Source organism: Halogeometricum borinquense DSM 11551 (assembly GCF_000172995.2).
Taxonomy (GTDB): Archaea; Halobacteriota; Halobacteria; order Halobacteriales; family Haloferacaceae; genus Halogeometricum; species Halogeometricum borinquense.
This window is the reverse complement of record NC_014729.1, coordinates 2,787,876-2,808,671: the sequence shown is the minus strand read 5'-3', so window position 1 is coordinate 2,808,671 and position 20,796 is coordinate 2,787,876. Positions and strand designations below refer to the sequence as shown.

Genomic DNA, 20,796 nt, shown 5'->3' with positions numbered 1-20,796 from the left:
CTGTCGGGGGCAAGTAACTTCTTGTGTCCGTCTGCCGAAAGGAGAGCGTGAGCGTTCGGATTCGGAATCAGATTTCCGTCGTTCGGTCGGTGATCGAGACCATCCAAGAACGCGAGGTGACGTTTTTGGCGGCGAGCATCTCTTACTACACGCTCGTTTCGCTCGTTCCGCTTCTCACACTCGGTCTCGTCGTTGCTTCGTTCGTCGGCGGCGAGGCACTCAGGGCGTACGTGTTGGACCTCGCACAGCAGTATCTCCTTCCGGCCGGGTCCGAAATCGTCGCCAGCGCACTTGAGGATCCGACGGGACAGGGGGCGCTGTCGGTAGTGAGTCTCGCCGTCACGCTGTGGGGTGCGCTCAAACTGTTTCGCGGGCTCGATATCGCCTTCTCGCGCATCTATGGCTCGGAGACGGGCGGAATCGTCGATCAACTCAGAGACGGTCTCATCGCTCTCGGTTCGCTCGGAGCCGGAACGATTGGCGTCGCACTCGCGACGACGGTTGTTGCTATTCTCGATATTCCGTTCGTTGGAGTTCTCAGTCCGCTGTTGCTCTTCGGCCTCCTCATCGCGGCGTTTTTTCCGTTTTACTACATCTTTCCCGATGCTGGACTCACTGTCCGCGAGGCGCTTCCGGGGACGCTGTTTGCGGCCGTCGGGTGGGCCGTACTCGGTGCTGTGTTCGGCATCTACGCGTCCACGGCGGGGGCGTCCGTTGCGGGCGCACTCGGCGCAATACTGCTCCTCGTGACGTGGTTCTACTTTTCGGGTATTCTCATTCTCACGGGTGCTGTGATCAATGCTGTTCTCGCCGAAAAGGTGACGCCCGGACCGGACGACGGCGGCCCCGTAGACCGGCAGGTACAACACACACGGGAACGACCAACCGACCGGACGATGAGCGTGGACGACGCACCCCGGAGTGAGGAGTCGGGCGAGACGGATGTCGAGCCTCGCGGCGCGCCCGACATCGAAGAACTGGAAGATCGCGTAGCGGAACTTCGCGCTGACCTCGACGCGTTCGAGTCGGACGTACAGGAACGGACCGTCGAACGTCCGGACGTGGAGTCGGAGTTGAAACGCTACGTGCGTCGGCAGATGCGACAGGGCAGAGCCCGCGGGTGGGGACCGTACCTCGTCCTCCTCTACGGGACGGCCGTCACTATCGCGGCGTTCTATCTCATTCAAGACGACTTGCTCGCCGTCATCGCCATGCTCATCACGTACCTCTCGACGCTCGGACTCTACGTCCTGTTCGTTCTCTTCGGTGCGGGACTGGACGCGCTTGGCGTTCCCGGCCGTTTCCTCGACTGGGTTCGTGACAAGCGGTCCTGAGGCGGCTGTTTTCTCGGCAACCCTGACCTGACGGGTGTGGCGGCCGCTCTCGACACCCTCGGTTATTTGTCGTTCGCCCCGCCACTCACGGGGTGATGTACACGCACTCCTCGGCCGCCGCGAGCGCGTCGGGCGGCGCGTTGGCTGGAGCTGGCGGTCTCACGTTCGCTTCCCGCGGCGTGGGTGAACTCGCTGTTGTCGAGTCGATACCGGATACCATCGTTTCGTTGTTCTCCGTACTCACACACCTCGGTGACCCGTGGGTCTGTCTGTTCGGCGTCTCGTTCGCCTACGTCGTCGGTGAACGCATCGGCATCGACCGCTCGGCGGCGGCGTTCGTTCTCGGCCTCGGACTCGGCGCGGTCGGTCTCACCGTCGGTCTCAAGGAACTGTTCGCGCTTCCGCGCCCACCGGGGGCGGCCGAACCGGGCTACGGCTTTCCCAGCGGACACACGCTCGGTGCCACGGTGTTCTGGGGTGGGACCGCCCTCGCAGCCAACGTCGGCCGTCGCCGTCTCCGCCTCGGCGTTGCCGCCGCCGCCGTCGTGGCCGTCGCTGCCTCGCGCGTCATTATCGGCGTCCACTACCTCGCGGACGTGATCGCCGGTGTTACCGTCGGCGTCGCCTTCCTCGCTATCGTCTTCGCTGCGGGACCCGGCCTCCGACGCCCTGCCGCCCCGTCGGATCGTACTGTCATCATGTGCTATCTCGCCGGCGGCGTCATCAGCGCCGCTGCCGCCTTCACGAACCCGATAGAGATCGAGGTTCTCCTCGGCGTCGGGACTGCCGTCGGCGGCGCGGCCATCTGGTCGGTTCTCGGTCGCGCCGCTCTCGACACGAACGGCGACCTGTCCACGCGCTCGGTCGTCGTCGGTGCTGTGGCGTTTCCGCTTCCGCTGGTCGTGATGGCGGCCGTCGCAGAACTGTCGATGGGATCGCTCGCCTTCGTTGCGGCCGGAGCGTTCGGCGGTGTCACGCTGTTGTCGCTTCCAGTCGCAGTGTCGTCACTATTTGAGTAACGGCGGAAAAAAGCGGAACGCGGGCTTGGAGGCCGTTTAGAACTTCTCGAGGTACTTGTCGAGTTCCCACTGGGAAACATCCACACGGAACTCGTCGTACTCTTGGGATTTCGCCTCGACGAACTTCTCGTAGATGTGTTCCCCGAGTGCGTCCTGCACGACTTCGTCCTCTTGCAGGGCGTCGATTGCTTCGCCGAGGTTCGCCGGAAGCGTCTCGATGCCGTACTCTTCGCGTTTGGCTTCGTCGAACTCGTAGATGTTCTCACGAACCGGGTCGTCGCACTCCAGTCCGCGCTCGATGCCGTTGAGACCGGCGTGGATGAGTGCGGCGAAGGCGAGGTACGGGTTACAGGACGGGTCGGGGAAGCGTGCCTCGATACGGCTTGCGGCCGGGACGCGTGCGGCCGGTTTGCGGATGAGCGCCGAGCGGTTGCGGTCGGACCACGCGACGTAGACGGGTGCCTCGTAGCCCGGGACGAGACGTTTGTAGGAGTTCACCGTCGGGTTCGACACAGCCGTGATTGCGGGCGCGTGTTCGAGGATCCCGGCAGTGAACTGCTTTGCCGTCTCAGAGAGGTTGAACTCGTCGTCCTCGTCGTGGAACGCGTTCTCGCCGTCCTCGGTGAAAAGCGACAGGTGAGTGTGCATGCCGGAGCCGTTGATGCGGGCGATGGGCTTGGGCATGAACGTCGCGTGCAGGTCGTGCTGCGCGGCGATAGCGCGGACGACCGTCCGGAACGTTCCGACGTTGTCGGCGGTTGTGAGAGCGTCGTCGTACTCGAAGTTGATCTCGTGTTGGCCTTCTGCGACCTCGTGGTGGCTGGCCTCTATCTCGAAGCCCATGCTTTCGAGGCCGTAGATGATGTCGCGGCGAACGTCGGAGGCGAGGTCTTTCGGCGCGAGGTCGAAGTAGCCGCCAGCGTCGTTCGTCTTCGTCGTCGCGCGACCTTCTTCGTCCTCCTCGAAGAGGAAGAACTCGGGTTCGGGCGCGGCGTTGATCTTGTAGCCCATCTCGTTTGCGCGTTTGATGGCCTGCTTGAGAACGTAGCGCGGGTCACCCTCGAACGGTTTCCCCGTACTGGTGTTGATGACGTCGCAGATGAGACGTGCCGACCGGCCGTCGCGCCACGGCAGGATGGCGAACGTCTCGGGGTCGGGCTTGAGGCGCATGTCGGATTCCTGAATGCGCACGAAGCCTTCGATGGACGACCCGTCGAAGTAGATCCCTTCAGTGAATGCCTTCTCGGCCTGTGTCGCCGGAACGGCCACGTTCTTTACGGTACCGAGGATATCGGTGAACTGAAGCCGAAGGAAATCGACTTCCTTCTCCTCGATTTCGTCAACAACCGCTTGAGCTTTCGCGGAGAGTCCCCCGTCGGTTACAGCGTCTGAGTTCGCATTATCGTCCGTCATCTTCCTGAACAGGAGTTTCTGACAACAGCCACCATTAAGATGTTATCGCTTAGTGCAACTCGTGTGTGAGTCTCCCAGAACTGGATATTCGTAAAATTCTAATGCCCCGAGTGAGTGGGTCGCTTTGATGACGTACGAAAACCTCGATGCGAAACTCATCAACGCGCTCCTCGGCGACGGTCGAGCGAGTCTTCGAAGTCTTGCGGAGGAACTCGATGTCTCGGTCACGACAGTCTCGAACCACCTCCGCGACTTAGAGGACGAGGGCGTGATCGAGGGGTACACCCCGCGTGTGAACTACGACGCTCTCGGCTACGACGTGACGGCGATTATTCAACTCAAGGTCGAGGGGAGTGCCCTCCCGGAAATCACCGAGCGCCTCCGCGAACAGAAGCAGATGATCTCCGTCTACGAAGTGACGGGCGACTACGACATCATCGCCATCGGCAAATTCACCGACACCGACGGCATGAACAGTCAGATCAAGCAACTCCTGACGGATGCTGACATCCGCGAGTCCAATACGAGCGTCGTCCTCAACGCTGTCGTCGAGAACGAACAGTTCGACCTCGACATCGACGAGTAAGCCGACGCTTCCGGTTCAGCGTTCTTCTCTCGACGTAACTCACAGCCCGAGTAGCGACTCAGACGAATGACTGTCGCTTCCCGACGGCTGCGCTCTCGGATCGGCAGTTTTCAGTAGAAAATACCGGTCGCGTCTGCAAGCCTCCCCACACTTGGCTGCACGCGGCCGTGCAACCTGATTGGTATGCTGGCGCAGACGCGACGCTGGTATCTGGTTGGTCGTCAGACGAACTGGCTGGTCACGTCTTCGATGTCCGTTCGGCAGTATGGACACCGATAGCGCGTGTCGAACCCATCCCTCTGTGTGGTCGTCTTCGCCTCCAGCTCGTGCATCCCCACATCTCGCCCACACTCGGCACAAAGTACCTTTGGCATGTGTGTATTGGTTCTCGAATCCTCCCTGATAAATCACTCGGTATGTGTGACTGTTTGTCAATCAGGAGGTACAAACTGATTTGAAGGTATCACGCTCGCTACTCTTTTTCTCGCTCACTTCGTTCGCTCACAAAAGCTGGACCAAAAGGCGGAGTCGCAACCAGCGACTACTCGAAGTCGTCCTCGAACACGAACGTACCAGTTCCACCTTTTGTCTCGCTCACTTCGTTCGCTCGCAAAAGCTGGACCAAAAGGCGGAGTCGCAACCAGCGACTACTCGAAGTCGTCCTCGAACACGAACGTACCAGTTCCACCTTTTGTCTCGCTCACTTCGTTCGCTCGCAAAAGCTGGACCAAAAGGTGGAGTCGCAACCAGCGACTACTCGAAGTCGTCCTTGAACACGAACGTACCGTTGCGCTGGACGACCTCCCCGTCAACTTCGATGATGGAGTCTTCAGACATATCCAGAATCATATCCACGTGTTCTGCGCTCTCGTTCTCTTCGTTCTCCTCACCCACCGTCTCGGGGTACGCGGATCCGACGGCCATGTGGACAGTATCGCCCATCTTCTCGTCGAACAGCATATTGTAGGTGAACTGGTCGATAGCGCGGTTCATGCCGATACCGAGTTCGCCGAGGTAACGCGCGCCTTCGTCCGTCTCGAACACGCCGTCGAGGACTTCCTCGTTGCGTTCGGCACTGTAGGACTCGACACGGCCGTCCTCGAAGCGGACGCGGACGCCCGAAATCTCTCGTCCCTGTCGGTACAGGGGCATGTCGAAGTGGACCTCGCCGTTCACGCTGTCCTTGACTGGTGCGGTGAACACTTCGCCGCCGGGGAGGTTCTTCTCACCCTTGTCGTTCAGTGTGCTGTTGCCCGCGACGCTCATCGTCACGTCCGTCTCGTCGCCGGCGACGATGTGGACCTCGTCGGCGTCGTCGAGAATCTCGACCATCTGCTGTTGGAACTCGTACTGTTCGTCCCAGTCGAGATTCACGGCGTCCCAGACGAAATTCTCGTAGCCTTCGGTACTCATGCCCGCGAGTTGGGCGTTGCCCGCTGTGGGGAACTGCGTGAGACACCACTTCTTCGAGAGGCGTTCTTCGAGGACTGGCTGCATCGCCCGGCGATGGGCGGCGTTCGTCTCGGGGTCTACGTCTGCGGTCTCCGAGGCGTTCACGTCGCCGCGAACGGCGATGTACGCGTCCATCTCCTCGTACATGGCAAGAAGGTGGTCCGGCGTCTCGAACTCGCCGTCGTGGTTCCGGAGAAATGCCCGGGAGGCGCGGGAACTGTTGTTCATGTAGACGGGGTTCGCACCGCGTTCGGCACACTCCTCGTGGAGGGCGACGACCAACTCTTCCGCCGCCGCAGGGGCGTTGATGACAACGTTGTCACCATCGCTGATATCGGCCGAATGGTCGGCGATGATTTGTGCGTGTTCACGGATCCGTGGGTCCATACCCGCACGTCTCACGTGGGAGTAAAACCGCTTTCGCACCGTCGCTGTCACCCGATTGACTGACTCCGCTTCTCACCACGTACAGCACTCCTGTGTGGGTTTTCTGGAAGAATGAGAAATACAGGCGCTTTATATGTTCTCTTCGGACGAACGGACAGTCGTAAAAGGTGACTGATTATGAGCACTCCCACTACAACCACGACTGACACAAAATTTGATGATGTCCTCAACTTCGATCTACAGGGCACACTGGCTGGCTACTGGCTCGTCGCCGTTCGGCTGATTACCGGCTACTGGTTCCTCCACGCCGGCTGGAACAAGTTCGCCTTCGTCTCGGGTGAATCGTTCGACGCCGCAGGCTACCTCCTCAACGGCACCACGGCTAGCCCCCTCCACGGCTTCTTTGCGTGGGCGGCGGCGACACCGTGGCTCATGGAGTTTACGAACTTCATGATTCCCACTGGTGAGTTCCTCATCGGACTCGGACTGATCGTCGGTGGTCTCGTCCGTCTGGCCTCGTTCTTCGGGGCCGTCCTGATGGTGTTCTTCTACCTCGGGAACGCCGACTGGGCGCACGGCTTGGTCAACGGTGACCTCATGGGCTTGGTGCTCTTCGTCACCGTCGCCACGTTCGGCGCGGGCCGCATCCTCGGCCTGGACGCCTACCTCGAAAAATTCGACTTTGCGAAGACGAAGGCCGCAAAGTTCATCCTCGGCTGAACAGTGTCCGCGACGGACTTTTTTCTCCACTTTCCCGTTGAACCGCCGCGACCCCCGAGTATAACCCGCCCGGAGTGGATGGTATGAGCATGTCTATCGACCTCCGAAGCGATACGGTGACGCGCCCATCTGAGGCGATGCGCGAGGCCGCGCGCGATGCGCCCGTGGGTGACGACGTGTACGGTGACGATCCGACGGTGAACGAACTCGAAGCGGCAGCCGCAGAGCTGGTCGGGATGGAGGCGGCTCTCTACGTCCCGACCGGGACGATGGGTAACCAAATCGCCGCTCGCGTCCATACCGACCGCGGCCAAGAGATTCTGGTGGACGAACAAGCGCACATCTACAAGTGGGAACTCGGCGGCCTCGCACAACTGTCGGGCTTGCAAGTCCGGACCGTTGCTGCGGGCGACGCGGCCGTCCCGACGCCACAACAGATCCAAGACGGATACGTCGAACAGAGCCTTCACGAGGCCGGAACCGGTCTTGTCGCGGTCGAAAACACTCACAACGCCCGCGGCGGTGTTGCCGTCTCACCCGAGACTATCGACGCCGCGGCCGATGCCGCCCACGAACTCGGTGTCCCGGTCCATCTCGACGGCGCGCGCCTGTTCAACGCCTGCGTCGCTCTCGACGTTGACCCGGCGCGGATGACACGCGCGGTTGACTCCGTGATGTTCTGTCTCTCGAAGGGTCTCGGCGCGCCAGTCGGATCGATACTCGCTGGCTCGTCGGAGTACGTCGAACGCGCCCGCCGCGTCCGAAAGCTGTTCGGTGGCGGGATGCGACAAGCCGGAATCATCGCCGCACCGGGACTGCGCGCCCTCGATAACGTCGAACGACTGGCCGACGACCACGAGAACGCGGCGCGACTCGCGGCCGGTCTCGACGACATCGACGGCCTCAGCGCGCCCGAACCGGACACGAACATCGTACAGGTGTTCTCCGACGAAGCGGGGCTTTCGGCGACTTCGTTCGTCGAACGCTGCGAGGATGCCGGCGTTCTCGGCGGCGCACACGGCGATCATCTCACTCGATTCTGCACGCATCTTGATGTGTCTCGGGCGGACGTAGACGACGCTGTCGAGCGAATCGAAGCCGCGATAGAAGGGTCGTCTCAGACTTCGGGTTCGAGGTAGACGAACTTCACCCGTTTGTCTTCGGCCTTCAACTTGTCCTCTATCTCCGTGATGTCGGTGTCGATGTCGTTGGTTTCCAGCCCGGAGTTGAAACTCACGTCGGCGGTGACGAGAACCTTCTCGGGGCCGACGTGGACCGTCCGGAAGTCGTCAACGTGGGCCACGCCGGGATGATTTCTGACGATGGATTGCAGGCTCTTTTCGACCTGTTCGGGAAGACTTTCTCCGAGGAGGAGGCGCTTGTTCTCCCACGCGAGGGCGACAGAGAACGACATGAGGAGGACGCCGATACAGACGGCACCGATAGCGTCGTACACTGCGTTGCCAGTTATCTCAGAGAGGATGACGCCGACGAGCGCGATACCGGCACCGAGGAGAGCGATGGTGTCCTCGGTGAACGCCGTGAGCGTCGTCACGTCGCTGGTCTTTCGGAACGCGTCTACGATTCCGTCCCACTCGTATTCACGTATCTGGCGTCGGAGTTCGGCGGCGGCTTTCTTGAATGCGTAGCTCTCGAAACCGATAGCTCCGACGAGAACAACGACGTTGACGTACCAGCCGGGGAACGTGTAGCCCGCGAGCGTTACCATCCCACCGAGGGCGTGGCCGCCGTGCATGATCGCGTCGTACCCGTGTTTCAGTGACTCCCATCCGGCGATCCCGAACAGTAACACGGAGACGAGAAACGAGTAGAAGAACTGTGCCTTTCCGTATCCAAATGGATGCGTTCGACTTTCCTCTTTTCCGCTGTACCGGATGCCGATAAGGAGGAACACTTGGTTCCCCGTGTCGGAGATTGAGTGGTACGTCTCCGACAGCATCGACGGACTCTGCGTGACGAGGAATCCGAGAAATTTCAGAACCGCGATAGCGCCGTTTGCGATAAGTGCCGCAATGACGACGCCTCTACTACCTGCCATACTTCCATCTCTTGCGTCTCCCGTAAGAGCGTTTCCACGGACGCTCGTCTGTCACGACGATTACGCGAGTACTCACAGGCGGTCGGTCGAACGGAACGTTACTGTTCCTTGAGTTCCTACGTCCCGCCGATGCTGACTGTCGTTTCCGACACCCACAGTACGGATTCGCACCGTCTCTCCGGCCGAACGCTTGAGGCCGTCCGCGAGGCGGAACTTGTCGTCCATCTCGGTGATTTCATGCGCGAATCCGTCCTCGATGCGTTCGAATCTGAGTCGTCTCAGCTGTTCGGCGTGTACGGAAACAACGATGACGCCGGAATCCGCGACCGGCTTCCGGACACGCGTACCTTCACGTTCGCGGGACTCACTTTCGCCGCGACGCACACCCGACGCGGCGGTTCGACCGCGCTTTCGATGTTCGGCCGCGAACGCGGTGCCGACGTGGTTCTCTTCGGACACAGCCACCGGCCGACGTTCGACGGCACCGGAGAGGTGACGCTTCTCAATCCCGGAAGTCACGCGCAACCGCGTGGCCACCGGACCGCGCACGCCGAACTCGAACCCATGACTGATGGCGGCGTCAGGGGCCGACTCGTCACTGTCGAGGGAGACGTTTTCGAGACGTTCACGATACCGTCCACGGAGAACTGAGACGTTCCTCGTTCGTCTGTGTACCTGTGGCTGTCTCCGAGAGGTATCGTGAAAGTGCCGGTGCGTCAGAAGGGGAGAAGACGCACCGTGTGGGGAGGGGGCAGTGAAGGTCTCACGGTAGCCAGCCGGTGACACGGAGGTGGTCGGTTTGGGGAGCAGTCCACGTCTCTGGCACGGGACGGTGGGAGTCTCCAGTGCGTGTCAGCACGACTGGCACTCGGGTCCTTGGGAGGGCCGATGCACCGTGGGACCTCGCACTTTGTCATTGTGCCTCTCGTTGCATATACGCATCGTAGAGTAAAATCCGGTTTTCACCTACTGAGCCACCAGTATACCGTCAAAACGACGAGTGTCACGAGGCCCCCGAGGAGGAACAGTTCGCCGGGTGACAGCGAGGCCATCGTCGTCACGCCACCCGGATCTCCGGAGGCCACGACCGTCTCGGCTGTCGTTCGCACCGAGTCTGTCGTTGTTGTCGGTTCCGGTACTGGTGCCTGTGTCGGCGTTCCCGTCGCCGACGTTTCGGTAGCCGTTTGGATGTGGGTTGTCGTTGCATCGCCTGGCGTGTGGGATGAGGCGGTTGTGGTCACCTCGGAACCGTCGAATCCGCCGTCACCTGCTGTCTCGGTCGGTGAAGCGGTTGGTGCTGCCGTCTCCGTTGAGGCGGTCGCGTTCACTGCCCCGTTCGCACCACTTCCAGCGCCGCCACTACTCGTCGCCGCGTCGTCGCCGCCGGAACCACTCTGGCTGGCGAGGTGGATACTCGGTCCGGACCCGGCCGTCGTGAGTCGTTCGATCACGACACTCCCGAGTGCAACGACGCCGACGCCGCCGAGCAGTTGCGTGAGAACCGTCTGGAGTCCGCTGGTGTCGTCTTCCTGTCCGGCGACGACGACGAGCGCCCGGTCGGCGGGCGTGTACACGGTCATCTCGCGGCCTTTCTCGGAGTAGGCGGTCCCTCCGGGTTCGATGAGGCCAGCGTCTTCGAGCTTTCCGAGGTGATACTGGGCGTTTTGAATTGAGGTGTCTGCGGTGTCTGCGAGTTCGGAGGGCGTTGCGGGTTCCTCGTGGAGGGCGGAGAGTATTGTCCGCGCCGTCTCCGAGGAGATTGCCGAGAGCAACTCGGATACCTCGTCGCTGTCGAGTCCGACAACGCGAGGCTCCTTGTCGTCTCCCGAGGGTGGGTCGGGCCGAGTGGGGAGGATGTCGGCCATGCTACGCATCGGTTTCACATCGGAGGTGATGAGTCTTCTCCTCTCTCGACTTTCTTTCTCTCCCCTTTCGTGCTGTCTTGCCGCCGGACGGCGAAACGGCTTTACCTTCGCCCCGGAAAATCCCGCGCATGTCTGCCCGTCCCTTACAGGGCCTACTCGACGACTTCGTAGAGTTCGTTCTCTCCGAACCGGTATTCGTCGGGTTCCTCGTCTTGCTCCTCTTGTTCGTCTTCTTCGCGTACCTGTTTGTCCGTCGAACTCTCATGGGGATGCGCGAGGGATTCGACGAGGGTTATCGGGGGAAGTAACGGGCAATGGTTACGCCTGGAACGCTTGCGACGCTCGTCGTCGCGGCACTCGCGAGTTTATTCATGGCGTGGGCTATCGGTGCCGGGTCGTCCGGTTCGACGCCGTTTGCACCTGCCGTCGGCGCGAACGCTATCTCCGTCATGCGCGCGGGCTTCATCGTCGGTCTTCTTGGACTGTCTGGTGCGTTCTTGCAGGGAGAAAACGTCACGCAGGCTGTCGGGACCGAACTGATCGTCGGTCCTGTCCTGACGGCGACCGCTGCGACTGTCGCGCTTCTCGTCGCCGCCGGTCTCGTCGCCCTCGGCGTCTTCGCTGGCTATCCGATTGCCACCGCGTTCACTGTCACCGGGGCCGTCGTCGGCGTCGGTCTCGCAAACGGCGGTCTACCGGCATGGGGGAAATATCAACAGATCCTATCGCTGTGGGTGCTGACGCCGTTCGTCGGCGGTGGCGCGGCCTACGGAACTGCGCGACTCCTCAGGCACGAATCGGTCTCTGAGCGTGTCGCCGTCCCCATTCTCGGTGGTGTCGTCGGAGCTATCGTCGCAAATATCGACTTCGCCGTACTCGCCACTGGTGACGCCAACGCCGGATCTATCTCTCGGTTCGTCGCCGACTCGCTCCCGCCAGTCGAACTGTTCGGCGTCTCACTTGGTGCCGCTCTCGTCACACTCGCTGTTGTCCTCCTCTCCGGTGGGGCCGTCGCTCAGGCGATGCATCGAGACGAGGCCCGGGGGCAACGCCGATTCCTCCTCGTCCTCGGTGGTCTCGTCGCGTTCTCCGCCGGTGGGAGTCAGGTGGGTCTCGCAATCGGTCCGCTGGTTCCACTGTTAGACGCGGTCGCCGTTCCGCTTCCGGCCCTCTTGGCAGGCGGCGGTCTCGGTTTACTCGTTGGGTCGTGGACGGGCGCACCGCGGATGATAAAAGCGCTCGCGCAGGATTACTCCTCGCTCGGACCGCGGCGCTCCATCGCGGCGATGATCCCCTCGTTCGCCATCGCACAGACCGCCGTGGCGCTCGGCATCCCCGTTTCGTTCAACGAGATCATCGTCAGCGCTATCGTCGGCAGCGGATACGCCGCTGGCGGTGCGGGCGTTAGTAAAGAAAAGATGGGGAAAACCGTTCTCGCGTGGATCGGCTCGCTTTCACTCGCCTTTGCCGTCTCCTACGGTGTCTTCTGGGTTGTCTCGACGCTTCTTGTGTCCTAGCTCGCGTTACTCGGGTCGATCTCGGCTTCGGCTTCCGACTCGTCGTCGGTGTTATCCACGGTGATGCGCGCTTTCATGATGCGCGTGTTGTCCACCTGTTCGATCCGGATCATCACGCTGTCGTACTCGATTTCCTCGCCCTCCTCGACGAGACGACCGGCGCGGTTGAAGATGAACCCGGCCAGCGTCTCGAACTCTTCACCCTCGGGGAGATCGAGTTCAAGCACTTCGTTTACTTCGTCGATGTTGACCTCGCCGCGGACGAGCGTCTCGCGTTCGTTGATGAACTCGAACGCCTCTTCCTCGTCGTCTTCGAGGATGTCGCCGACGATTTCTTCGACCATGTCTTCGAGCGTGATGAGGCCCTCTGTGGTCCCGAACTCGTCGATGACGATGACCATCTGCAGGCGGTTGTCCTGAATCTCGGTCAGCAGTTCGTCCACGTTCTTCGATTCGGGAACGTGCAGCGTCGGTTGGACGATGTCGGCTAGGTCGCCGCCACCTTCTCCGTAGAACTGCTCGCGGACCAGATCACGGATGTTGACGATGCCGATGACGTTGTCGAGGTTGCCGTCGTACACCGGGACGCGCTCGTGGTCGGACTGAATGCACGTCTCGATAGCCTCGTCCAAAGTCGCGTCTTTCGGCACGGCGGTCATGTCGAGCCGCGGCGTCATCACCTCCTTGGCGATGGTCTGGTTGAAGCGGAAGATGCGGTCGAGCATCTCGCGCTCGTCCTCTTCGATGACGCCCTCGCGTTCGCCGGTCTGGATGAGATCCTGAATCTCGTCGCGCGTGACGTACGACGTTTCGATAGCCGACCGTCCGCCGGTGATGCGGTTGACGATCCGGGTCAGACGGTCGAAGATGACGACGAGCGGAAGGAGTACGTACTCCGAGATTTTCAGCGGACGGGCGATTCGTAGCGACCACGACTCCGTATTCTCGACGGCGTAGGACTTCGGCGCGCTCTCACCGAACAGGAGGACGAGCGCCGTGATTCCGAACGTCGCAATGGCGACAGCTTCTCCCTGCCCGAACCCGATGTAGACGAGCAGCCCCGTCGAAAGCGACGACATCGCAATGTTGACGATGTTGTTACCGACGAGGATGGTGATGAGCAGTCGGTGCGGATCGTTCTTCAGTGATTGAACGGTCTCTGCTCCGGGAACACCCTCTTCGACTAGTGAGTCGACGCGGTGTTTCGCCAGCGAGAACATGGCGATCTCCGAGGAGGAGAAGAACGCCGAGAGTCCGATGAGGATGATGATGGCGAAGACGCCACCGATGGTGACGGTCGCCTTGTTGACGGGGAGCGCCTGTAGCACTCCGTTTACGAATGTAATCGCGTTACCCATGGCACTGTCTGGTTGTATTACTGCTGCAGCGGCGGTCCCTGGAGGGCGATACTGAGCAGCGATAGATGGTTCGAGCGACGATAAGCCCATGCAAGTACATCCAATTGTCCGGCCCCGGAATTAAGAGTTACCCTACCCCGCACGAATGAATGGTTGTTTTTTCCGATTTCATCCGTCTGTGACGGTTGATTCCGGGGGCGAAGCGCTTAGGGAGAGAACGACCGTACACCGGTCCATGACGGGAGATACTCCGGCGATTACGGTGTACCGTTTACAGGCGTGTCCGTACTGTGAACGGGTGATTCGTGTCCTGCAGGAACTCGATGTACCCTACCAGTCGCGCTTCGTCGAACCGATGCACTCCGACCGCAACGTCGTCAAACGCATCTCGGGCAAGCGAACTGTCCCGGCTATCGTTGACGACGAGACGGGTGTCACGATGTCGGAGTCCGCAAACATCGTCAAATACCTACAGCGCACCTATGGCGACGGTTCCGATGCGGGGGGTGCGGCCTGATGGTCGATTTCGAGGTCGTCGAGTTGCCCGCGTCGGAGCACCCTGAACCGGGCGATGTCGCTCCGGATTTCACGCGCCCGCTCGTCAACGATGAGTACTGGGAGGACGTTGCCCTCTCGGAACTCACCGACGAAGGGCCGGTCCTCCTCCTCTTTCACCCGATGGATGGGTCGTTCCCGGCGACGTACCTGTGGGATGCTGTCCGCGACCACGACCTCACAGACCAGATTCAGACTGTTGGCGTCTCCATCTCCTCGCCGTACGAACACAAAGCGTTCCTCGAAGAACGCGAGGCTGATGCGCGCCTCTTCTCAGACCCCGGTGCCGCCGTCGCAACCGAGTACGATATCGAGAATCCTCTCGATGGAATGGCGGGGATCACCGAACACCGCCCGGCGGTCTTCCTCGTAGACGAAAATCGGACGGTCCAGTACGCGTGGGTCGCAAGCGAGTGGCCCGACTTCCCGGACGCCGACGATATCGCCGCCGCCGTCGCAGAACACGCGTAATCCCTGCTTCGGCACGCTCTTACCCGTTCGTCCCCTCCTCTCAACGAGCGATGTCGAATCTCGACGAATCGATAGATGCCGCCGCTGCGGCCGTCAAGGCGGGTGCGGCAGTTGTGTACCCGACGGAGACGGTCTACGGTCTCGGTGCCGATGGGACTGACGCTGACGCCGTGGAACGAGTGTTCGAGTTGAAAGGCCGCTCTCGGGACAAACCGCTCTCTATCGGCGTTCCCGATGTGGACGCCGCTCGTGAGTACACGCGGTTGACCTCGTTCGACGCTGACTTCATGGCGGAATTTCTGCCCGGACCGGTCACCGTCGTCGTCGAACGCGGTTCCCAACTCCCGGACGTTCTCACCGCCGGCGGCGACCGCGTGGGTGTCCGCGTCCCCGACCACGAGGTAGCGCTCGACTTCTTCCGCCGCGCCGACTGTCCCGTGACGGCGACGAGTGCGAACCGAAGCGGTGCCCCCAGCGTGACACATCCGGACCAACTGGATGCGACGTTGAAGGATAGCGTGGGTGCGGTCATCGACGCGGGCGAAGCACCCGGCGGCACTGGGAGTACGGTCGTAGACCCCAGTCGAAACGTGATTCACCGCCGCGGCGCGATGGCGGACGCTATCGAGACGTGGTTGACCGACCACGTGGGCGAGTCACCGACCGTCGAAGACTGAACGGACCCCGGAGACTGTTTTTGCGCTCACAGCCCCAACAGTGACTTCAGCGAGCGCGTTTTCGTCCCGCAGGATGTCTGGTACTCGCAGGCGGCACATTTCGATGAATCGCGCACGCGCGATGGGACGCCTTCCATCTGCCGGACGGTCCACAGCGTCCGGCGGTACGCGCCCGTATTTCGCGTCGTTAGCCGGACGGTTCGAACGACGCCGTGGGCGGGATACTCCACTAACGCGCGCGGAATCTCGCGCTCGCGCTCCCACGCCACTGCCTTGGCGACGGCGACGGCCCGGACGCGTTGGGGTTCCCACACGCCGCGGTCGGGTGGTGATCCCGGCGAGATGACTGTCGGCGTCGGCGGGTCCGTATCGAGTATCTTGTGCGCGGTTCCGTGACAGTCGCGTCCGCGCAGGAACACCTCCCGGTCCGTTGGATTCGCCAACTCTGCCCAGTCGTCGCGGGCGGTCAGGCGTTCGAGATTCGCTCGGTACGTCTCCGGCGTGACGGCAAGCGGCAGACGGTCGAGTTCGTCGTTATCGGCCGTCAGCAACTCGTCGTAGCGAAACGCCAGATTTCGGGTTCGCTTCACCTCTGACGGCGGTTCTTGGTCGTCGCGTTGTTCCGCGTAGTACAGTTGCCGCGGGCAGTACGCCGCCCGTCCGAGATGTGAGAATGGGGTTGAGGCTCGTGACACGAGGGCGTTGGCCGCTTGTTCGTATTTGAACGTTCGCCGTCGGTCGCGGGTAAAAAGCGTCGTTGCGTCCTACAGGTCGAAACCGGGTTCGTACGAGAGCAGTGTCGTCATCGCGTCTTTGGTCGCGCCCTCGCGGACACCCAGTTCTTCGTCTGAGACAGTTGCCAGTCGTTCGATGACGTGCCGTTTCTCGGGTACTTGGGACGGATGTTCGCGGACAAAGTGAATGAGAGCGGCGTGTGCGTACTCCCACACTTCTTCGTCGTCGTCATCCAGTGTTTCGGGAAGCGTCGATACCGTCCGGGGGAACTGATTCGGCTCCGCTCCAAGTAGTTTCCCAGCAGTCATCACGCCAGCAAGTCTGACAGACGAGTTCGCGTCACGCATCGCGGTCATAATCTGTCTATCCGTCTGTGTGACTGCCTCTGGGAACGCCTCTCCAACTTCACCGACGACGGCAATCGCGGCGCGGCGTGTCGGAACGTGCTGTGCCTGCAAACGGCTGATGGCGGCGTCGAGCCCGTTCTTTGCTACTGCCGGGCGGACCGCCGATAGTTGTGCGAGTGCCCGCAACCCGACGAATGAGAGTTCGTCGCGGTCGGCAGACGCAAATTGTACTATGTCGCCTATCCACACCTCAAACTCGACAGGACGGAGGAGTCCCATCAAATCGAGCGCTTCCTCGGCCGCTACTCTCGCGTCCTCATCGCAGTCGCGGACGATGGCTAAGAGGTCACCAATAGCGTCGCCTGCCGCCACCGGGTTAGTGAGCGCCGTCTCGACCACCGAATCGACAAATTCGGTCGGCTCGACGGACTCGTCCGACGTTTCGGCGACAATGCCGGTCGCACGCTCCTCGTCGGATGTCTGTTCGACCGACCGGTTCTTCTGTTCGTCGCCGACGGTTTCAAGTCCGGAATTGCTCCCGGGGGGTGAGTCTCGTGACACGGGTTGACCTCTGATACTTTCTGGCAATCTACGCCGAGAATAGTTATAGTTAATCCAGCGATTCACGATTCTGATAATCACTCACGAGCGGCGTCATCGGAGCGTCTGACGCGCGTCTGACGGTCTCCGAAATTCTCCCTTGTTCCGTCTGCAAGCCCCCACTCACTCGCTGGTGGCTGGCTGTGCAGTCGAACGTACAAATCGCCGTCAATGCTGTAGTGTACGCGTCGTTCGTGTTACCGAGAAGGGAGAGGATTTACGTTCTCATCCCGTACTCGTCGGCGTGGATTCTCCGTTCGAGATTCTCGGGATCGAACCGGATGCGGACGACGCGGAGGTTGATCGAGCGTTCAGACGCCGGGTCATCGAGGTGCACCCCGACCAAGGGGGTTCCGCAGCGGAGTTTAATCGCGTCCGCTCGGCGTACGAGATGATCAAGGAGGGCCATCCGATTGAGGCCGTCAACGGCGAAGTTTCGGGTGACACGCCTTCTTCGTCCTCCTCAGCAAGCGTCCCGGATGACGGCGACGAAGACGAGGACGAACTGAGATCGAAAATCGAGTATCTGAACTACGAAGTACTCGACGACCACGGGTGGGATCTCGGTGACGACGACCTGTTTGAGAAGGCGGCCGCGGCAAATCTCCCACACGAAGACTACGGACAGTTCCTCGTTCAGGAGAACGAGACACTTCTCGAAGCGGCCGAGAACCGCGGCTATGCGTGGCCGTACGCCTGCCGTGGTGGAGCGTGCGCGAACTGCGCTGTCGCCGTCTTTGAAGGCGAGATGGATACGCCCGGTGATCATATCCTCCCTTCGACGATGCTCGACAGCGACATCCGACTCTCCTGTATGGGTGCACCCCTCACTGATGACATGAAAGTCGTCTTTAACGTCAAACACCTCCCCGGACTGGACGAACTTCGCCTACCGCCGTATCCGTTCGAGCAAGCGCATATGAACGATTGAGCGCTTTCATCGCCTCGTGTTCGTTCCAGACCCGGCGGTCGTCTCCGAACGTTCAACGTCTCCGCACATCCGAATATCTGTCAACCTAACACCAAGTTTTTCAACGCGAGGACGGGAATATCCGACTATGGTCGTCGCCCACTCCCTCCAAACTGCGGTTGAGGCCCTCCGACGAAATCCCGTCATTGCTGGTATCACAGTTCTTCTCGCACTTTTCCAACTCCCGCTCCAGTTTGTGCCGTTGGCAGCACCGTCTACCACGATCATCGCTTCGGCGGTATCCCTCGTCGCTACGGTGCTGGTACTTCCGTTCATCTTCGGCGGAATCTTCGGCATGGCCGACGAAGCACTCGACGGAACGACGAACTTCGGTACCTTTGTCGAGATGGGGAAACGGCACTACACGTCGATGCTGGGAGCGTACCTCTTGCTTCTCGGCGGGAGCATCGTCTTCGGAACCATCGCGTGGGTGGTCGTTGGTCTCGGTACGCTTGTTGCCATTATTCCTGTTTTCGACTCGCCTCAGGCACTCTTCCCCGTCTTACTGTTGATCATGGTCGTCGGCAGTGTCCTGTTCCTTCTTCTGTTTCTCATTCCCTTCATTTTCATCCAGTTCTACGGACAAGCCATCGTCTTCGACGACGAGGGCGCTTTCAGCAGTTTCTTTCGGAGCGTCAGCATCGTCCGGCAGAATTTCTGGCCAGTGGTCGGCTACTCAGTAGTCGTGTTCGGTATCAGTCTCGTTTTCGGATTCTTCGGGAGCCTTCCCGCTTCGACTCTCTCCTCGCAACTCTCGCCATCGGCGACGAACACACTCCTTTCCGAGGTCCTCTCCGGGGTTCCCCAGATCTCCATCGTGGCTTCCGCCGCACTCACGCTCTTTGCGACGATTCTGATGGGGCTGTCCGCGGGCCTCTTGCTGACGTTTTCCGTCGCGTTCTATCGCTCGCTCGCCACTTCGGACAACGCGGACGACGCAAACGACGCCGCAGTACGTGGCACCTCCGCGTGACTGATTCGACGAAACGCTGATCTTCAATCTGTCGTCGCCGTCACCTTCCTTGCGATGCTCCGACCACACTACGAGACGGCCGGGGGACCCGTTTCGAGGATATCGATTGTCATCTCTTCATGACAATATATGACGTGATCCCAATAGGTTGCACTTTAGAGGCACTGAGTGATCGGATCTGCACCTCCGTTATTAAGGCGGTGAGCATGATCTAGCTCCGATATACTGAGCTGTACCAGTGAGTATTTGTAATTGTATCTACAAACGACATGTAGCCCTGTCCCTTCCCCCCCTGTGGTCAGGGCGTTCCCCCCCCCTCCCAAGTTGCCGGGTTTCCCCCCTCCCATCCTCCCGGTTCAACTTTTCGTGCGGTGAGTTGGTACCGTTCGCGTAGCAGTGGAACTGCCCGGATATGACCTCTCACTCGTTCCGATTCGCTGCACTCGCTAGTTTAAACCAGCCGCTCGTGACGATTTCATCCTCACTTCGTTCGGACAGAAATAGTGGGACCGCCCGGCCCGCAACCACCCTGATTTTCTTTACACTCCGGTACCTCTCTCCGTTGAGTCATGAAGTCTGACGTGATGCTCATCATGATTGGTGAGTCGTGATGTCTGACGTGGAATTCTGGCTCATGCTGTTGAGTGAGCCAAACAGTGGGATGTGTGGCTCACTTCACTGGGTGAGTCTGCTGGAGCAGACTCACTCGATTTCGAGCTTCCCCAGGTGAGGGCGACGGCGCAACTCCATCCGCTCTCGCTGGGAAGCCTTGTCGTAGTGCTTCTCGATAACCTCCTGAGACGCATTCACGCGTTCAGCGGTCACCTCCGGAGGAAATCCCCGGTCTCGATGCCACGTAATCGAACCAGTGCGAACGTGATGTGGTGCCCTTGAGGACGGACACTGGCTTGCGGTCGAGTGACGACGGAAGTCGCACGTCTCACGGTCGTAGTTGTGTGGGCACGTACCCGCCACACAGGGCTGCGTCGCACGGTATATCCACGCTCTAAACGCGTTCTTAGAGACTCGGTTCTCGTGATACGTGAGAAACAGCGGCGACCGTCCGAACTCGTCGTGACCCGACGGCCGATTGTGAGCGATGAACTCGTCGATGGCGTCACAGACCTCGGACAGTAGCGAAACAGAGCGTTCGCCACTTCGCTGATTCTTCAACGGCGTATTAGTCTCCGGCCGATGAACGAACTCAACGAATTGCTCGTCCGAGTGGTAATCGCGGAGATCGATTCCGCGAAGCGCACCGAGTCGAGCGCCAGTGTGAAACGCGAGTTCGAGAGCAGCGTGGAACCGAGTTCCGTAGACGTTATCGTGCGTACGGTAGTAACGAATCAGGTCCTCTGCGTCCTCCGGCCGGAGCATCGTATCGCGCGACATTTCCGAATCCGGAACGTCCGGCACATGGACCTTGTCAGCGAGTCCGTCATCAACGGCCTCGATGCGTTCAAGGTACTCTATGTGACCTTTCAGCGTCTCCATCTCGCCGTGGAGCGTGGGGGAGGCAATACCCTGTCCTGAACGGAACGCCTCGAACTGCTCGAAGGTCCAGCCAGTCAGGTCTTCAACCCGCTCGATGTTCTCATCCTCGCACCACTCAACCCATAGTTTCAGACGGTACCGGTAGGTACGAACCGACGACTCGGAGAGTTCAGTACTCCGTCGGTCGAGATATCGACGAACTGCTTCTCGAGGCGTCAGGTCGGAGGGTGTCTTCATTCTCGCACCTCACCGTGGTTATCTGCG

The 20,796-nt window shown here is 60.6% G+C and carries 22 protein-coding genes; 13 read left to right on the top strand and 9 right to left on the bottom strand.

The features are described 5' to 3' along the window. Window positions 1-47: 47 nt before the first annotated feature. Together HBOR_RS14265 and HBOR_RS14260 are read left to right on the top strand one after the other, a co-directional pair. A complete protein-coding gene (locus HBOR_RS14265; protein WP_013440723.1) occupies window positions 48-1,334 on the top strand; it encodes a YihY/virulence factor BrkB family protein in 1,287 nt (428 codons plus the stop codon). A 95-nt stretch (window positions 1,335-1,429) separates the two neighbouring features. Next, window positions 1,430-2,353: a phosphatase PAP2 family protein gene (locus HBOR_RS14260; RefSeq protein WP_006055013.1), complete on the top strand. Its 924-nt coding sequence runs from the start codon at window positions 1,430-1,432 to the stop codon at window positions 2,351-2,353. Window positions 2,354-2,389: 36 nt separating this feature from the next. On the opposite strand, the gene glnA is transcribed toward HBOR_RS14260, so the two are convergent. Then, window positions 2,390-3,766: a type I glutamate--ammonia ligase gene (gene glnA / locus HBOR_RS14255; protein WP_006055014.1), complete on the bottom strand. Its 1,377-nt coding sequence runs from the start codon at window positions 3,764-3,766 to the stop codon at window positions 2,390-2,392. 127 nt (window positions 3,767-3,893) lie between these two features. Here glnA and lrp point away from each other — a divergent pair, with 127 nt between their 5' ends. Continuing rightward, on the top strand, window positions 3,894-4,352 hold the full coding sequence (lrp, locus tag HBOR_RS14250; protein WP_006055015.1) for an HTH-type transcriptional regulator Lrp: 459 nt from the start codon (window positions 3,894-3,896) through the stop codon (window positions 4,350-4,352). Window positions 4,353-4,573: 221 nt separating this feature from the next. On the opposite strand, the gene HBOR_RS19730 is transcribed toward lrp, so the two are convergent. After that, a complete protein-coding gene (locus tag HBOR_RS19730) occupies window positions 4,574-4,726 on the bottom strand; it encodes an iron-containing alcohol dehydrogenase (protein ID WP_144018710.1) in 153 nt (50 codons plus the stop codon). 379 nt (window positions 4,727-5,105) lie between these two features. Next, window positions 5,106-6,191 carry an aminopeptidase gene (locus tag HBOR_RS14245; protein WP_006055016.1) on the bottom strand — a complete coding sequence of 362 codons (1,086 nt, stop codon included), beginning with the start codon at window positions 6,189-6,191 and terminating at the stop codon, window positions 5,106-5,108. Between the two features lie 177 nt (window positions 6,192-6,368). Here HBOR_RS14245 and HBOR_RS14240 point away from each other — a divergent pair, with 177 nt between their 5' ends. Further along, window positions 6,369-6,911 carry a DoxX family protein gene (locus HBOR_RS14240; protein WP_006055017.1) on the top strand — a complete coding sequence of 181 codons (543 nt, stop codon included), beginning with the start codon at window positions 6,369-6,371 and terminating at the stop codon, window positions 6,909-6,911. A gap of 89 nt (window positions 6,912-7,000) precedes the next feature. Further along, complete coding sequence (locus HBOR_RS14235; RefSeq protein ID WP_013440721.1) at window positions 7,001-8,050, top strand: threonine aldolase family protein; 1,050 nt, start codon at window positions 7,001-7,003, stop codon at window positions 8,048-8,050. On the opposite strand, the gene HBOR_RS14230 is transcribed toward HBOR_RS14235, so the two are convergent. Further along, window positions 8,029-8,970 carry a cation diffusion facilitator family transporter gene (locus tag HBOR_RS14230; RefSeq protein ID WP_006055019.1) on the bottom strand — a complete coding sequence of 314 codons (942 nt, stop codon included), beginning with the start codon at window positions 8,968-8,970 and terminating at the stop codon, window positions 8,029-8,031. The two genes, HBOR_RS14235 and HBOR_RS14230, sit on opposite strands and share 22 nt — an antisense overlap. A 129-nt stretch (window positions 8,971-9,099) precedes the next feature. Between HBOR_RS14230 and HBOR_RS14225 the strand changes: the two genes are divergently transcribed. Then, entirely contained in the window at window positions 9,100-9,621 is a 522-nt protein-coding gene (locus tag HBOR_RS14225; RefSeq protein ID WP_006055020.1) for a metallophosphoesterase, read from the top strand. Between the two features lie 311 nt (window positions 9,622-9,932). On the opposite strand, the gene HBOR_RS14220 is transcribed toward HBOR_RS14225, so the two are convergent. Further along, on the bottom strand, window positions 9,933-10,835 hold the full coding sequence (locus tag HBOR_RS14220; protein ID WP_006055021.1) for an ArsR/SmtB family transcription factor: 903 nt from the start codon (window positions 10,833-10,835) through the stop codon (window positions 9,933-9,935). A 128-nt stretch (window positions 10,836-10,963) separates the two neighbouring features. Here HBOR_RS14220 and HBOR_RS14215 point away from each other — a divergent pair, with 128 nt between their 5' ends. Together HBOR_RS14215 and HBOR_RS14210 are read left to right on the top strand one after the other, a co-directional pair. Beyond that, window positions 10,964-11,143, top strand: a complete 180-nt coding sequence (locus tag HBOR_RS14215; RefSeq protein WP_006055022.1) for a DUF7859 family protein — start codon at window positions 10,964-10,966, stop codon at window positions 11,141-11,143. Window positions 11,144-11,149: 6 nt separating this feature from the next. Next, the gene (locus tag HBOR_RS14210; RefSeq protein ID WP_006055023.1) at window positions 11,150-12,352 is read left to right on the top strand and encodes an inorganic phosphate transporter; all 1,203 of its coding nucleotides are present in this window, start codon (window positions 11,150-11,152) and stop codon (window positions 12,350-12,352) included. On the opposite strand, the gene HBOR_RS14205 is transcribed toward HBOR_RS14210, so the two are convergent. Further along, window positions 12,349-13,710 carry a hemolysin family protein gene (locus HBOR_RS14205; protein ID WP_006055024.1) on the bottom strand — a complete coding sequence of 454 codons (1,362 nt, stop codon included), beginning with the start codon at window positions 13,708-13,710 and terminating at the stop codon, window positions 12,349-12,351. The two genes, HBOR_RS14210 and HBOR_RS14205, sit on opposite strands and share 4 nt — an antisense overlap. A gap of 235 nt (window positions 13,711-13,945) precedes the next feature. Between HBOR_RS14205 and HBOR_RS14200 the strand changes: the two genes are divergently transcribed. From HBOR_RS14200 to HBOR_RS14190, 3 genes are read left to right on the top strand one after another with little or no spacing between them, the layout of a single operon-like run. Further along, entirely contained in the window at window positions 13,946-14,227 is a 282-nt protein-coding gene (locus HBOR_RS14200; protein WP_006055025.1) for a glutaredoxin family protein, read from the top strand. Then, window positions 14,227-14,736 (top strand): redoxin domain-containing protein, encoded by a 510-nt coding sequence (locus HBOR_RS14195; protein ID WP_006055026.1) that lies wholly within the window; start codon window positions 14,227-14,229, stop codon window positions 14,734-14,736. The genes HBOR_RS14200 and HBOR_RS14195 overlap by 1 nt, the downstream gene beginning before the upstream one ends. A gap of 50 nt (window positions 14,737-14,786) precedes the next feature. After that, entirely contained in the window at window positions 14,787-15,413 is a 627-nt protein-coding gene (locus HBOR_RS14190) for an L-threonylcarbamoyladenylate synthase (protein WP_006055027.1), read from the top strand. Between the two features lie 26 nt (window positions 15,414-15,439). Here HBOR_RS14190 and HBOR_RS14185 read toward each other — a convergent pair whose 3' ends face one another. Then, the gene (locus HBOR_RS14185) at window positions 15,440-16,108 is read right to left on the bottom strand and encodes a hypothetical protein (RefSeq protein WP_006055028.1); all 669 of its coding nucleotides are present in this window, start codon (window positions 16,106-16,108) and stop codon (window positions 15,440-15,442) included. 69 nt (window positions 16,109-16,177) lie between these two features. Next, the gene (locus HBOR_RS14180; RefSeq protein WP_006055029.1) at window positions 16,178-17,056 is read right to left on the bottom strand and encodes a HEAT repeat domain-containing protein; all 879 of its coding nucleotides are present in this window, start codon (window positions 17,054-17,056) and stop codon (window positions 16,178-16,180) included. Window positions 17,057-17,339: 283 nt separating this feature from the next. Here HBOR_RS14180 and fer point away from each other — a divergent pair, with 283 nt between their 5' ends. Together fer and HBOR_RS14170 are read left to right on the top strand one after the other, a co-directional pair. Further along, complete coding sequence (gene fer / locus HBOR_RS20490; RefSeq protein WP_006055030.1) at window positions 17,340-18,026, top strand: ferredoxin Fer; 687 nt, start codon at window positions 17,340-17,342, stop codon at window positions 18,024-18,026. Between the two features lie 127 nt (window positions 18,027-18,153). Beyond that, entirely contained in the window at window positions 18,154-19,038 is an 885-nt protein-coding gene (locus HBOR_RS14170) for a DUF7847 domain-containing protein (protein WP_006055031.1), read from the top strand. Between the two features lie 702 nt (window positions 19,039-19,740). Here the strand turns inward: HBOR_RS14170 and HBOR_RS14165 are convergent. Then, window positions 19,741-20,769, bottom strand: coding sequence for a tyrosine-type recombinase/integrase (locus HBOR_RS14165; protein ID WP_006055032.1), 1,029 nt, complete (start codon window positions 20,767-20,769; stop codon window positions 19,741-19,743). Window positions 20,770-20,796 lie beyond the last annotated feature (27 nt).

Coding starts and splice junctions, on each gene's coding strand:
- HBOR_RS14240 (WP_006055017.1), top strand. CDS start 6,369: ATGAGCACTCCCACTACAACCACGACTGACACAAAATTTGATGATGTC.
- HBOR_RS14215 (WP_006055022.1), top strand. CDS start 10,964: ATGTCTGCCCGTCCCTTACAGGGCCTACTCGACGACTTCGTAGAGTTC.
- HBOR_RS14245 (WP_006055016.1), bottom strand. CDS start 6,191: ATGGACCCACGGATCCGTGAACACGCACAAATCATCGCCGACCATTCG.
- HBOR_RS14170 (WP_006055031.1), top strand. CDS start 18,154: ATGGTCGTCGCCCACTCCCTCCAAACTGCGGTTGAGGCCCTCCGACGA.
- glnA (WP_006055014.1), bottom strand. CDS start 3,766: ATGACGGACGATAATGCGAACTCAGACGCTGTAACCGACGGGGGACTC.
- HBOR_RS14230 (WP_006055019.1), bottom strand. CDS start 8,970: ATGGCAGGTAGTAGAGGCGTCGTCATTGCGGCACTTATCGCAAACGGC.
- HBOR_RS14220 (WP_006055021.1), bottom strand. CDS start 10,835: ATGGCCGACATCCTCCCCACTCGGCCCGACCCACCCTCGGGAGACGAC.
- HBOR_RS19730 (WP_144018710.1), bottom strand. CDS start 4,726: ATGCCAAAGGTACTTTGTGCCGAGTGTGGGCGAGATGTGGGGATGCAC.
- HBOR_RS14165 (WP_006055032.1), bottom strand. CDS start 20,769: ATGAAGACACCCTCCGACCTGACGCCTCGAGAAGCAGTTCGTCGATAT.
- HBOR_RS14195 (WP_006055026.1), top strand. CDS start 14,227: ATGGTCGATTTCGAGGTCGTCGAGTTGCCCGCGTCGGAGCACCCTGAA.
- HBOR_RS14190 (WP_006055027.1), top strand. CDS start 14,787: ATGTCGAATCTCGACGAATCGATAGATGCCGCCGCTGCGGCCGTCAAG.
- HBOR_RS14205 (WP_006055024.1), bottom strand. CDS start 13,710: ATGGGTAACGCGATTACATTCGTAAACGGAGTGCTACAGGCGCTCCCC.
- HBOR_RS14225 (WP_006055020.1), top strand. CDS start 9,100: ATGCTGACTGTCGTTTCCGACACCCACAGTACGGATTCGCACCGTCTC.
- HBOR_RS14210 (WP_006055023.1), top strand. CDS start 11,150: ATGGTTACGCCTGGAACGCTTGCGACGCTCGTCGTCGCGGCACTCGCG.
- HBOR_RS14200 (WP_006055025.1), top strand. CDS start 13,946: ATGACGGGAGATACTCCGGCGATTACGGTGTACCGTTTACAGGCGTGT.
- lrp (WP_006055015.1), top strand. CDS start 3,894: ATGACGTACGAAAACCTCGATGCGAAACTCATCAACGCGCTCCTCGGC.
- HBOR_RS14235 (WP_013440721.1), top strand. CDS start 7,001: ATGTCTATCGACCTCCGAAGCGATACGGTGACGCGCCCATCTGAGGCG.
- HBOR_RS14260 (WP_006055013.1), top strand. CDS start 1,430: ATGTACACGCACTCCTCGGCCGCCGCGAGCGCGTCGGGCGGCGCGTTG.